10 protein-coding genes are annotated in these 12,667 nt (G+C 69.4%); 3 read left to right on the top strand and 7 right to left on the bottom strand.

Annotation, left to right across the window (positions count from 1 at the left end; translation table 11 throughout):
• Positions 1 to 44: 44 nt before the first annotated feature.
• From ACGFU7_RS31780 to ACGFU7_RS31760, 5 genes are all read right to left on the bottom strand, one after another.
• A complete protein-coding gene (locus ACGFU7_RS31780; protein WP_393700384.1) occupies positions 45 to 1,688 on the bottom strand; it encodes a GMC oxidoreductase in 1,644 nt (547 codons plus the stop codon).
• A gap of 176 nt (positions 1,689 to 1,864) precedes the next feature.
• Positions 1,865 to 4,300, bottom strand: coding sequence for a GTPase-associated protein 1-related protein (locus ACGFU7_RS31775; RefSeq protein ID WP_393700383.1), 2,436 nt, complete (start codon positions 4,298 to 4,300; stop codon positions 1,865 to 1,867).
• A gap of 207 nt (positions 4,301 to 4,507) precedes the next feature.
• The gene (locus tag ACGFU7_RS31770; RefSeq protein WP_393700381.1) at positions 4,508 to 5,893 is read right to left on the bottom strand and encodes a hypothetical protein; all 1,386 of its coding nucleotides are present in this window, start codon (positions 5,891 to 5,893) and stop codon (positions 4,508 to 4,510) included.
• A 27-nt stretch (positions 5,894 to 5,920) separates the two neighbouring features.
• Positions 5,921 to 6,874 (bottom strand): hypothetical protein, encoded by a 954-nt coding sequence (locus tag ACGFU7_RS31765; protein WP_393700380.1) that lies wholly within the window; start codon positions 6,872 to 6,874, stop codon positions 5,921 to 5,923.
• A 57-nt stretch (positions 6,875 to 6,931) separates the two neighbouring features.
• Positions 6,932 to 7,477: a hypothetical protein gene (locus ACGFU7_RS31760; RefSeq protein ID WP_393700378.1), complete on the bottom strand. Its 546-nt coding sequence runs from the start codon at positions 7,475 to 7,477 to the stop codon at positions 6,932 to 6,934.
• 464 nt (positions 7,478 to 7,941) lie between these two features.
• Here ACGFU7_RS31760 and ACGFU7_RS31755 point away from each other — a divergent pair, with 464 nt between their 5' ends.
• The 3 genes from ACGFU7_RS31755 to ACGFU7_RS31745 all read left to right on the top strand — a co-directional run bounded on the left by ACGFU7_RS31755 (position 7,942) and on the right by ACGFU7_RS31745 (position 11,463).
• Positions 7,942 to 9,153: an RCC1 domain-containing protein gene (locus tag ACGFU7_RS31755; RefSeq protein WP_393700376.1), complete on the top strand. Its 1,212-nt coding sequence runs from the start codon at positions 7,942 to 7,944 to the stop codon at positions 9,151 to 9,153.
• 49 nt (positions 9,154 to 9,202) lie between these two features.
• Positions 9,203 to 10,387, top strand: a complete 1,185-nt coding sequence (locus tag ACGFU7_RS31750; RefSeq protein ID WP_393700375.1) for an RCC1 domain-containing protein — start codon at positions 9,203 to 9,205, stop codon at positions 10,385 to 10,387.
• Between the two features lie 191 nt (positions 10,388 to 10,578).
• Positions 10,579 to 11,463 carry a peptidase S1 gene (locus ACGFU7_RS31745; RefSeq protein ID WP_393700373.1) on the top strand — a complete coding sequence of 295 codons (885 nt, stop codon included), beginning with the start codon at positions 10,579 to 10,581 and terminating at the stop codon, positions 11,461 to 11,463.
• A gap of 76 nt (positions 11,464 to 11,539) precedes the next feature.
• Here the strand turns inward: ACGFU7_RS31745 and ACGFU7_RS31740 are convergent, their stop codons facing one another.
• Both ACGFU7_RS31740 and ACGFU7_RS31735 read right to left on the bottom strand, forming a co-directional pair.
• A complete protein-coding gene (locus tag ACGFU7_RS31740) occupies positions 11,540 to 11,785 on the bottom strand; it encodes a DUF397 domain-containing protein (protein ID WP_393700371.1) in 246 nt (81 codons plus the stop codon).
• Complete coding sequence (locus ACGFU7_RS31735) at positions 11,782 to 12,636, bottom strand: Scr1 family TA system antitoxin-like transcriptional regulator (RefSeq protein ID WP_393700369.1); 855 nt, start codon at positions 12,634 to 12,636, stop codon at positions 11,782 to 11,784. Before ACGFU7_RS31735 ends, ACGFU7_RS31740 begins: the two co-directional genes overlap by 4 nt.
• Between the last annotated feature and the right edge of the window lie 31 nt (positions 12,637 to 12,667).

Genomic DNA, 12,667 nt, shown 5'->3' with positions numbered 1-12,667 from the left:
GGCCGCTCGGTGAGCCCGCCCGGCCCCGGGCTTCGATCTCACCATTACAGGTCGGCGGCGATGATCTCTTCGATGTTCCGTTCGGCGAGCGCGGTGATGGTGACGAACGGGTTGACACTGGTGTTGCCGGGGATCAGCGAGCCGTCGATGACGTACAGGCCGGAGTAGCCGTGGAGGCGGCCGTAGTTGTCGGTGGCCTTGTTCAGCACCGCGCCTCCGAGCGGGTGGTACGTGAGGTGATCGCCCCAGATCTTGTAGGTGCCGAAGAGGTCGGTGCGGTAGATCGTCCCCTCCGCCTTGTTGATCTTGTCGAAGATCGTCTTGGCCGCGTCGATGGACGGCTGCTTCCAGGAGGTCTGCCAGCTCAGATCGACCTTGCTCGTCGCGGCGTTCCAGGAGAACTCGGCTCGGTTCGGGTTCTTGGTGATCGACAGATAGAACGAGGCGTACGTCTCGATCCCGGTGGGCAGCGGCGCGACCTCGGCGAACGCACCACCAGCAGCCCAGTTGTCGATGCCGCCCGTGGGTATGGACGCCTGGACCTTGCCGGTCGGGTCCCACAGGTGGTTGGCGCGGCCGCACATGACGTTGCCGTTGTCGCCCCAGCCCTTGCCGATCTCGTCGTTCAGGCGGGGCAGCGCTCCGGTGGCCTTCAGCGTGACCAGCAGCTTGCTGGTGCCGACGCTGCCTGCCGCGAAGAACACCTTGTCTGCGGTCACGGACTTGGTGGCCGTGGTGTCCCCGTTGGTGTCGATCTGGTCGATGACGACGGTGTAGCCGCCACCGGCCGCCGGGGCGACCGAGGTGACTTTGTGCAGTGGAGAGATGGTGACCTTGCCGGTGGCCCTGATCTGGGCGATGTAGGTCTTCGGCAGCGACTTCTTACCGTAGTTGTTGCCGTAGAGGATCTCGCCGTCCAGCGCCGATCTGGGGACGGTACCGGCCGCCTCCTGCTTCATGTAGTCCCAGTCGTACACGGTGGGAACGAAAACGAACGGGAAGCCGGAACGCTGGGCTTGCTTACGGCCGACCCGGGCGTACTGGTAGCACTCGGCGGTCTCGAACCAGGCCGGGTCGATGGTGTTGACCCCGAGCCCGGCGTTGGCACGCGGGTAGTAGATGCCGTACATGTCGTCGGCGTTCACCGACGGGAGGATGGCGCCGAAGTTCTCGCGCTTGGGAGTGACCGCCATGCCGCCGTTGACCAACGAACCGCCTCCGACACCGCGCCCCTGATAGACCGTGATGCCGCCGAATTCCTCGGCGTCCAGGATCCCGGTGTAGCGGGAGATGTCCTTGTCGATGGGGAAGCCGAGGAAGTTGCTGAGGGGCTGTTTGGTTTTGGTGCGGAGCCAGTAGGACCGGTTGTCCGGCTGGGTCGTGTTGGCGAAGATCTTGCCGTCCGGGCCGGGCGTGTCCCAGGCCATGCCCATCTCGATCATGTGTACGTCGACGCCGGCCTGGGCGAGACGCAGGGCGGCGACGGAGCCCCCGTATCCGGTGCCGATCACCAGGGCCGGGACATGGGTCCCGGAGTCGATCGGAGCCGCAGTGGAGACAGCTTTCGCCTGAGCCGGGGCGGCGTGGCCGATGAGAGCCACGGCTCCCAGAATAGAACTGGTTCCTGCGATGAACCTTCGACGCGAGACACTCTTGGATCCAGCATCATGCATGGTGGTGTCGCTCATGTGGCGTCCTTCACTCTCGACAGAGTGAAGCAGGTTCTACTGTCGATTGCGCGCAAAGTCACTAGATACTTATAGGTAACTTCTGCCTGATCACGGACTCCGGGCAGCACGGTCCGGCACAGCTGACGCCCGCGGGTTGCCCGAGGACTCGCGACCTCTTGATGTCCTGAGCTCGGCTACGACCGCCGCACCCGTGCCGTCAGCCTGCTGCCGAGCCGTCTGCCGAAGCCGCCCGGCCGGTTCCATGCCCGGAACGCCTCCGCCGTGCGGCTGCTGCCCGTACGCTCGGCGGCCTCCTCCACCGCCGCCACCTCGGCGGCGGACAGGCCGCGCACCACAGGCCGCAGCACCTCCTCCAGCAGCGCCGCCCGCGTCTCGCTCCAGGCGCGGCCCGCGTGCGGGTGGGAGCTCCAGACGGTGAAGCAGTCGGCCACATAAGCGGGTTCGGAGCGCAGCCGGGCCAGGACCATGTCATGGCGGGCGGCCCTGCCGTAAGTCGCGATGAGGTCCGCGTCGTCGCTGTGGACGAACGCGTACAGCTCCGCCTCGGGCCGGTCCGGAGCGAGCAGCTGCCCGGCCAGGGCGCCGAACGCCTGGTCGCGTACGCCCGGCTCCACCGGTTCGGCCCCGGCGCACAGCTTCCGGGCCCGCTCCGTCCAGCCGGGTTCCGCCGCCCCCGACCGCACGTCCCGCGCGAACTCCAGGAGCAGCAGGGCACCGCGCACCCGCGCGCCGATCTCCTGCGGGAAGCCGCGCAACAGGTCATGGGCGAGTTCGGGGGCCTCCTCGTCGTCGGCGGGGGCACCGAGCGCCGCCGCGACGAGAGCGGACCACGTACCGGCCGTACGGTGCGCGTCGGAGGTGGTCCCGCCCAGCAGCTGCCGGGCCTCGCCCGCCGTGGGTGTGTCCTCGCCCCACACAAGGCCCACCGCGGTCCGCAGCACCAGCGGTTCGGTGAAAGGTGACATTCCACCGGCGCGGAGCACCGTGTGCAGCACCTTCACCCGGTCGCCGCCGCCCGCCCCGGCGTCCGGCGCCGCCGCGCACATCCGCAGATGCGGCAGCGCCTGTGCCCCGGTGAACGGCAGGGCGACACCGGTCAGCAGCCGCTCCGTCCCCGCCGGATCGTGCGGGGCGATCCGGTCCAGCTCGCCCAGCAGCGCCGTACGGACATCGAACTGTTCGTCCAGGAGGTCGAGCAGCACCGGCGCGCAGTCGGCCGCCCCTTCGTCCAGCAGGGACCGGGCCATCCGGTGTACGACATCGGGGAGCAGGTCCGTACAGTCCACGTCGAGCAGCCGCGCGATCCGCAGCAGCTGCACGGTGCGCGCCACACTGCGGCCGGGCGCGGTGGACGCACCGGTTGCGAGTTCGGTACGGAGGTCGTCGCCCAGGGCCACGACGAGTGCGGCGGCGGCACGCTCCCCGGCCGGTTCGGCGAAGGCCGAGCGCGCGGGCGGTTCGAGTGTGACATTGCCACCGCGTACCGCCTCCGTCACCAGCAGTGCGGCGAGCGATGCGGCCGTGGCGGCGGGGGACCGACCGTCGAGAGCGGTCAACAGCCGAGCCACACAGGACAGTTCGTGGCTCGTACGGTCGATGCCGGGAGCGGTCAGCGCCTCGGTCAGGCGCTGCGTCCGCTCCTCGTCCAGCGCGTACGGCCGCTCGGCGGCCCAGTCGGCTGCCGCGGCACGCTCGACGGGGCCGAGCGCGACGCCCGCGCAGAGTGCCGTGACGGCGAGCGGTCCGGCGGCGAAGGGCTCGCCGGGCAGCTCCGCCGCCGCCCGGAACAGCTCCGGAGACCGACTCCGCCAGATCCGGGCGCAGGTCTCGGCCCAGGCGTCGTCCACCGGACGCTCAGGGCGCGCCCCGGTGCAGGCGTGCACCCGGAGCCCGAGCCCGTTGCCGGAGCCGTTCGGTTCCGGTGCGTCCTGCGGCAGCACTCCGACGACCTGATGCGGGGACTGCGCCGGACGGCGGGTGTACGTCGTGAAGGTCAGGCGCTGCGCGCTCTCCGGCGGGAGCACGGCCCCGGCCAGAGCGATCCACCGGGCCACATCGGCGCTCTGCCGCTCCACGAGAACCACTCGCGCCGACGACGGTTCCTCGCTCGCCCGGCGCAGATCGGCGAAGACCGCCGCCAGCCAGGGGCTCCGGGACACCGCGAAGTCTTTCAGCGCCTCCGGCCCGAAGGCGGCGGAGGCGGGCAGGGAGGCTATTCGGCCGGGCGTGCCGCCGTCCGGTGCGGTGGAGGCCCAGTTCGGCGACCGCCAGGCCGTGACCGGCAGCGCGTCGCCCGGCAGTCGGGTACCGGCCGGGAGATGCACCGCGTGCGCGTGGAAGCGACCCGCGCCGGGGCCGCCGAGCGCCACCGTACGGCTCAGCAGATGGCTGCCGTCGGACAGCGCGCTGAAGCTGAACGCCTCGGGAAAGGACCGGAGTTCAGCGGTCGTGGGGTGGTACGGGGCCCCGGCCGGCGGCTCGTAGCCGAGGAGTTGCTCGGCCTCGGCCAGCACCGGCGTGGGTACACCGGCGCTGACCGCTGTGAACCGTGCGCCGCCCCCGTCGTCCCCCGCAGAGGCAGAGGTGTAGTGCAACTGCGCGAGGCTCATGCGTCGGTCCTCTTCGTCCTTGCCGCGAACGTCCCCGTACCGTCAGCACGCCCGCTCCGTCGGCCGTCCGTCGAGGGCAGGGCTGTCCGGGCGCAGCGACGACCCCGGCGGGGAACGGTCCGCAATCGCGGGAGCGACGCTATCAAGGCACGCCGCTCCCGCATGCACCCTGCCGGAAGGTCACCCGGGCAACCCTCGTTGAGGCGTTCAGCCCAGCGGGACGGTTCGCAGCGCCCGTACGCCCGGCGCGGTCGGGGTTCCGACGTTCAGCTGGCCCTTGTCGGCGGAGGATGCCGCCGAGTCCGCACCCACCGGTGTGCTGGTCATCGGCCGGGATGCGGCACAACGCTGCTTCTCCGCCTCGGACATGGGGCCGGTGCGCTGGAGGATGCGGTCCGGTACGGCACGCGAGGGGCCGTCGATGACCGCGTGCAGCCGGTAGTCGTCCTTGCCGCTGAGGAACCAGCCCTCGACCCGCTCCCGGCTCGGCTGCATCTCGACCCAGCTCACTTCACCGGGCTGGATCTTCTCCACGATCTCCCGCCGGTCGCTGCTGAACCACTGCCAGGGCCGCTGCCAGCCCTTCTCGTAGGCGAGGGCGAACTGCGTCGCCATCGGGCGCTCCTTGATCCGCTTCTCGTCCTCCGTGCGGTCGCCGGTGGTGGGCAGCCTGGCGACCTCCGAGAGCGCGAGGTTCGCGTCCACATACGTCTGCGAGATGCTGTCGTGGCTGCGCTCGGCGTAGGTGAGGACCCGGGTGTGCTCCAGCGGATTCCGGGTGCAGTTGATGAAAGCCTCGCCGACCACCCGTGCCTGGTCGTAGTAGCGGAAGGACATACGGGTGTCGGGCCGGAAGGTGCAGGCGTTCTCGCCGTTGCAGGCGGCGGCCGCGTTGTGCAGCGTCTTCTCGCGCTCGTTGCCCTTGTACGCCTCCGAGCGCTCCAGGTTGGTCTTGGGAACGGTCTTGTCGAGCGCGAGCGGCACCTCGACGGCGCGCACCTTGGTGACCATCGGCGAACATGTCACATGGGTACGGGTGTCGGTGACCTTCGAGGTGAAGGTGAGCAGCGGCTCGTTCTCCGTGGCGGTGAACTCGTACGTCCGCTGCGCCCAACGGCCGGGCCCCGCCTTGCCCTTGGTGCGGCCCGGGTCGCCCGCCGTGGTGACCGGCGTGACCGGTCCGCCGGAGCCTTCCACGGTGTACGGCTGCCCGTCCGCCACCTGCTCGGGGGTGCACTCCTTGGAGACCGCCGGACTGTCCTCGTAGCTGACGGTGACCCTGGCCCCGGAACGGACCCCGCGCAGCCGCTGCCGCAGCGTGTTGCCGTCCTTCTGGAGCGCGACCCCGTGAGCATGGTCGGTGCGGCCCGAAGCGGCCGGTGAATAGCGCTGGTTGGAGCCGGTCCAGAAGTCGATGCCGACGGTGGTGGGGCCGTCGTTCGTCATGGCGGGGTCGGCGAAGTCGCCGTTCAGGACCGGAACGGTCTGGGAACCGGCCGCGGCTGCGGCACCCGCCGGAGCGGCTCCCAGCGCGGGGGACAGCACGATCCCGGCGACGCCGACGGCGGCCAGGGTGCGAAGAGGGAGAGTCATGACTTTTTCTGCTCCTGTCGGCGGGGGTCAGTGCTGGGCGGGCGGCAGGGCGTCCTCACGCTCGGGCAGGGCACCCCGCGGTACCAGACCCTCGGCCGGAACCTCCCGCAACTCACCCTGTGCGGAACGGGTGTTGTCGTCGTCGCCCGCCGTGTTCTGGGCGGGCCGCTTACGCCCGCAGATGCTGTCCGGGACGGGGTAGGTCTGGGCCACGAACGTGCTGCTGTTGACCATGGACGGGCTGTCCACCGCGATGCCGATGATCTTCTTGCCCCGGTCGGTGACCAGGCTGCCGACCACTCGCCGCATGGCCGCACTCGCGCCGAACACCAGCATGTCGTAGGGCTTGACGGTGGTCTTGTACGTCGTGGTCTCGGTGTTGTCGACCGTCCAGGACTTGGAGTACGTCGCCTTGAAGGCGGCCTGGAACGCGAGCGAGGCGGTCAGGGTGCCGGAGGCCGTCGCGAGACCGGAGACGGTGGTCTTGTTGGTGTTCGTCGAGGTGGGCCCCTCCTTCATGTTGGGCGTCGTGTTGGCCATGGTCGTCTCGTTGGCGGCGGAGGTGGTGACCAGGCCGGTGGCGGCGACCGTACCCGTGGCGGTGACACTGCCGGAGATCTCGCCGCCGATGTTGTCGGTGCTGGTGGTGCGCAATGTCACCGTACGGTCCACGTTGATCTCGTCCACCGTGCAGTTGACGACCGCGTTGCCCAGCGACTTGACCGCGGTGGCGAACTCCCGGTCCTTCGCCGGGTCGATCTTGAACCTGCAGGAGCTCCGCCTGGCCTTGTTCTTCTCGCAGTACTTCAGTACCTCACTGACCTTCGCCGCCCGGTTGCCAGCGGTGAACGCACGGGCGGTGGGCACCTGTTCCATGCTCCTTGGACCCTCGTCGGCCATTGCGGGGGCGAGCGGGGCGATCAGGCCGAGGGTGATCAGGGGCAGGACCAGCGTGGAGCGGCACAGGGCGCGCTTGGGCATGACGGAGTTCCTTCCGACTGTGACGAGAAGCCACGGGGAGCGGGGGAGCGGGGCCGTTCAGGACCCGAGCAGGGAGCAGAGCTGCGAGACGGGGAAGGCGGACTGGCTGTCGTCGGCCGCTCCCGCCGGCAGCGAAGCGGGGAAGTCCGCACACGTGGACTCGACGGCGGAGGCCGCGTTGTCGGACGGGTCGGGCTTGAACGAGTCGATGGTCCCGGTCATGTCCGAGATCCCGCCCTCCTCGCGCTCGCCCTTGCCGGTCAGCTTCTCCATGCACGAGGCGGAGCCGGGCGGGCACTCCTTGAGCTTCTCGCCGGCCTCCTTGATGTCCTTGTCGGCCTGGCCCGCCGCGGCCTGGTTCTTCTCCTGCGCCTTCTCGATCTCCGCCGCCTCCTTGGCGTTGGACTCGCGGTCCTTGCACGCCTGGTCGTCCGGCTTGCACTCCTCGGCGGGGGCGGCGCCCCGGACGGCGGTGACGGACTGCGCGTACGCGGGAGAGGCGAGCCCGAACACCGGCAGGGCGGTCGACAGGGCGAGGGCGGATGTGAGCACGGCGGCCCGCAGAACGGGGCGGCGACGGTGGGCAGGCAGCAGTGGACGCACGGGGGCTCCAGGGCATCTGTGGGGTGAGAGGGAATGGGCCCAGGGCGGGGCGCGAATCGCCACCAAGATCACTGAGCGCATGGCCGAAGCTACCCAAGTCCGGCCCGAAGACGCCGAGGACACACGGAAGTTACGGGTGCGGTGGCAACCTCACCGTATCGGCGTAGTGGCGCCCGGAGCCCGGGAACCCGACGAGGCGACGGCGACCCGTCCGCCCGCCCGGCCCCGTAACGCTGCCCGAACCCGCCTGCGTTCTGCCCCCTAACCCATACAGCGGCCCGTCGCTCGGGTGGACAGTGCCGTTTTGGCTCGCGTTAACGATCTTGGTCGGTCACTCTGCAGGAGAGCGCGGCGGCTGTGACCCGGTCCGCCGGGCATCGCCGCGGGCATCCCACGCCCGCCGGTCGGTCACGCCCCGGAACCCGCCCCGCGCCTCACCCCACCCCCCGAATCGAAGGACCTCCATGTCCCGTTCCACGCGCCGCTCGCTACGCCTGCGCACCCTGACCGCCATCGCCGTGACGGCCGCCGCGCTGACCGTCGTACCGGCCATCACCCCCGCCGCCGCCAACGAGGGCAACCCGACCGTGCTCGCCTGGGGCGCCGGCCGCACCGGACAGCTCGGCAACGGCACCACCACGGACAGCCTCAGCCCCGCCTCCGTCACCAGCCTCTTCCGGGGCGACGTCGACCAGATCTCGGCCGGCGGCACCTCCTCCGCGGACTCCTTCGCACTCGCCCGCACCGACAACACCGTCAAGTCCTGGGGCAACAACTCCTCGGGCCAGCTCGGCAACGGCGGCCGCACCGACCAGCCGGTCCCCACCACCGTGCCCCGCCTGAGCAACATCAAGGACATCGCGGCGGGCGGCGAGCACGCCCTCGCCCTCGACACCGCCGGCCAGGTCTTCTCCTGGGGCGACAACGCCTACGGTCAGCTCGGCAACAACCGCACCGGCGACAGCCGGGCCGTCCCCGACCGGGTCCAGGGCATGCCCAAGGTCAAACAGATCTCCGCTGGCTGCGACTTCTCCCTGGCGCTGCTGGAGAACGGCAAGGTGTACGCCTGGGGCCGAGGCGTCTACGGCCAGCTCGGCAACGGCAGCCGCGCCGTCAGCTCCGTACCGCGTCAGGTTCAGGGCCTGGAGAACATCACCAAGATCGACGCGGGCTGCCACCACGCACTGGCACTGACCGCCGACAACACCGTCAAGTCCTGGGGCTACAACCTCTACGGCCAGGTCGGCAACTCCTCCACCAAGTCCGCCGTGTCCCCGGTGGACGTCGACTGGCTGGAGGACGTCTCCGACATCGACGCGGGCGCCAACCACAACTACGCGATCACCAGCGACAGCAAGGTCTGGGGCTGGGGCAACAACCAGTACGGCCAGCTCCTGGAGACCGACGAGGCATTCGACAACAACATCTCGCGCGCCAATCACACCGCACCCATCGAGATCCCCCGGCTGGAGGGCGTCCAGCACATCGCGGCCGGCGCGCGCCACGGAGTCGCCGTCACCGCCGACGACGTCGTCACCTGGGGCCACAACGGCGAGGGCCAGCTCGGCAACGGAACCACCGTCTCGCGCTACGACTCCGTGAAGATCCTCAACGAGGGCTCCGCGATCAAGGGCGTGGCCGCGTCGCTGGGCGGCAACACGACGTACGCGTACTGAGCCCCGCTGTACCTCCCCGCATCCCGAACTCACCCCGGAAAGGCCCCGCATGACCAAGCGACGCACGGTGCGCACCACCGCCACCGCGACCCTCACCCTGGCCGCGCTCGCCACGGCCGCCCTGTCCGCGTACGCCGCGCCCAGCGATCCATGGGTACGCGGCTGGGGAACCAACAACCTCGGCCAGCTCGGCAACGGCAGCACCGTCAACCAGCAGACCCCTGCCGACGTCCAGGGCATCGCCCGCGACGACGTACGCGAGCTCTCCGGTGGCGGAGACGCGGACAAGAACGCGTTCGCCGTCGCCCTCCTCAAGGACGGCACGGTGAAGTCCTGGGGTGCCAACCTCACCGGCCAGCTCGGCAACGGCACGACAACCAACCAGAGCTTCCCCGCCACCGTCGCCGGACTCTCGGGCATCAGCGAGGTCGACGCGGGCCTCAACCACGCCCTTGCCGTACGCGGCGGCCGCGTTCTCGCCTGGGGCAGCAACGCCAGTGGCCAGCTCGGCAACGGTGTGACCACCCCCGACGCGAACGGCGTGCAGAAGACCCCGGTCGAGGTGCAGAGCCTCAAGCAGGTCAAGGACGTCGGAGCGGGCTGCGACTTCAGCGCCGCCCTGCGCCAGGACGGCACCGTCTGGACCTGGGGCGCGGGCGCCAACGGCCGCCTCGGCACCGGCGACAACAACAACCGCAACACCCCGCAGAAGGTCAAGGACCTCACCGACGTCGTCTCCATCTCCGTCGGTTGCTACCACGTCCTGGCCCTCACGGCGGACGGCGCCGTCAAGTCCTGGGGGTACAACGGCTTCGGTCAGCTCGGCAACGACTCCCTGACCGACAGCAACGTCCCGGTCGACGTCCTGCAGCTCGAAGGCGTCGCGAAGCTCTCCGCCAACACTTACAACAGCTTCGCCATCCTGGACGACGGCAGCGTCAGCGCCTGGGGCTACAACGTCTCCGGCCAGCTCGGCGACGACACCACCATCAACCGCACCACTCCGGTCCCGATCGACGTCCTGCAAGGCGTCACGGACATCGCGAGCGGGCTGGACTACACCGTCGCCGCCCGCGACGACGGTTCGGTGATCGCCTGGGGCGCCAATGCCAACGCGCAGCTCGGCGACGGCACCGTCAATCCCACCCGAAAGCCGGTGACCGTCCTTCCGGCGGGCAGCGCAATCCTGCGCGTCGCGACGACGGAGCTGGGCAAGTCCAGCTTCGCGTACTGATCCGAGCCGGCGGCTACGTCCTTGCCGCCCGCGCCCGGCGCGCGGCAAGGACCTGCTCAGTGCGCCCCCATCACTCCAATGGCCTATGCGCTGTCGGCTCTTGCAGTCGTTGATCGTCTTCGGATTGTTCAATCCCCCATGGGCTCCGCTCTCTGGGCCCAAGGGTTGCTCTGCGTACAGGAGTTACACGGATGAATCCCAAGACGCTCTCCGCGGTCGCCGCCGTTCTGGCCCTGGCCGGCCTCACTGGTGCGTCCACGGCCAACGCGGTGCCCGGCACGGTCTCCGGCGACGGCGGCAACCGCATCGGCACCCTGCGTGACAACGCCGATGCCCACGTGAAGGAGGGCGGCCTCAGTGCGGCCTGGGTCAAGGAAGCCGAGGAGATCAAGCAGATCGCCCTGTCCGGCAACCGCATCGGTGTTCTCACGGGTGACGGCGTCGCCTGGGTGAAGGAGGGCGGCCTCAGCGCGACCTGGGTCCGGGAGGCCGACGACGTCAAGCAGATCGCCCTGTCCGGCGACCGCATCGGCGTCGTGAAGGACAACGGCGACGCCTACGTCACGGATGGCGGCCTCAGCGCCACGTGGGTCCTGGAGTCCCACAAGGTCAAGGAACTGGAACTGTCCGGCAACCGCATCGGCGTCGTGAAGGGCAACGGCGACGCGTACGTGAAGGAGGGCGGTCTCAGCGCCACGTGGGTCAAGGAGTCCGACAACGTCATCGGTATCGACCTTGCCGGCAACCGCATCGGTGTGCTCACGAGTGACGGCGTCGCCTGGGTGAAGGCGGGCGGTCTCCACGCCACGTGGGTCAAGGAGTCCCACGACGTCATCCAGCTCGAACTGTCGGGCGACCGCATCGGCGTCCTGAAGGACACCGGCGACGCGTACGTGAAGGATGGCGGCCTCAGCGCCACGTGGGTCCACGAGTACACCCACGCCATTCAGATCGCTCTGTCGGGCAACCGTATCGGCGTCCTCAAGGGCGACGGCGACGCACGGGTCAAGGAAGGCGGCCTGAGCGCGACGTGGGTCCTGGAGGCCAACAACGTCATCGAGCTGGCGCTGTCCTGACCGCTGACGCCTGATACCCGCCGCGCCGCGCAACGGAGTTGATCCGTTGCGCGGTGTCGTGCCGGTCAGCGTCCGGTCAGCCGTTCACGGCGTAAGCGACGAAGCCGGTCCAGGCGGCGGGGGAGAGGGCGAGCTGGGGGCCCTGCTCGACCTTGGAGTCCCGGACGTGGACGGTGGTGGGGCAGGTGGCTACCTCTACGCAGGAGTCGCCGTCGCCGCCGCTGTAGGTGGACTTGTACCAGGAGAGGGCGACTTCTACGCAGGAGTCGCCTGAGGGGCTGCTGTAGCTGCTCTTGAACCAGGCCAGGTCTGTGGTGCTCATGCCGCTCCTCGCATCCGCTGCAACAGGCTCACGGAGTATTCGAGAGAGTGAGCCTGTGAACGCATCCTGGCATACCGCATCTGGAGCGTGCTGACGAGCTTTGGGTCGGGCATGAAGTGGCCGCTCTTCTGCCCCTCGGAATAGCCGTACCACTTGTGCTCCGGGGTTTCGAGCAGTTGCATGGGGCCGTCCAATCCCGCGTGGCTGTGCCGCACCACTGGCATTACCTGGATCTCGATGTTCCTTAGCTTCGCCAGGTCGAGCACATGGTCGATGAGTCCCAGGGTGACCTCGCGCCCGCCGGTGCGCCTCAGGAACAGGTGTTCTTCGAGGATGAAGCTGTAGGCGGTGTTCGGCCGCTCCGTGAGTAGACGTTGTCGCTCGGTCCGCGCAATCATCTGTGCTTCGATCTGTTCGTCGCCGAGCGGGGGAAGCTGGTTGACGAACAAGGCCTGCGCGTATGCCTCCGTCTGCAACAGGCCGGGAATCAACCGGCATTCGTACGTGTACAGACTGAGGGCGGACAACTCCAACTGCGCCCACTGCTGGAACCAACTTGCCAACCCAGACCGCCGCGATAAATGCTTGGCCGCGGCCTTGATGACCCCGAACGCATCCAGCACGTCCTCCGCCCGGTCCACGAAAGCCGGCGGCGGAAACCGTCGCCCCTGCTCGATCGAGGCGACCGTCGGCACCGAGTACCGCACCATCGGGGCGAACTGCTCCTGTGTCAGCAGCGCTCGTTTACGGAAGACCTTGACGACCTCCCCGAACGCCTTCAGGCTGTCCGAGGGTTCCGGCTCCCCGTTCGCGCCCGTCGCCCCACCCGTTCCGCCGACGCCGTCCGTCATGTCCGGCCACCTCCCGTGCCCTGCGCCTGTC

This window comes from Streptomyces sp. NPDC048473 (assembly GCF_043200155.1).
In the GTDB taxonomy this organism is placed as follows: Bacteria; Actinomycetota; Actinomycetes; order Streptomycetales; family Streptomycetaceae; genus Streptomyces.
Note: the sequence above shows the minus strand (reverse complement) of the source record. Positions and strands in the feature narration are given on the sequence as shown.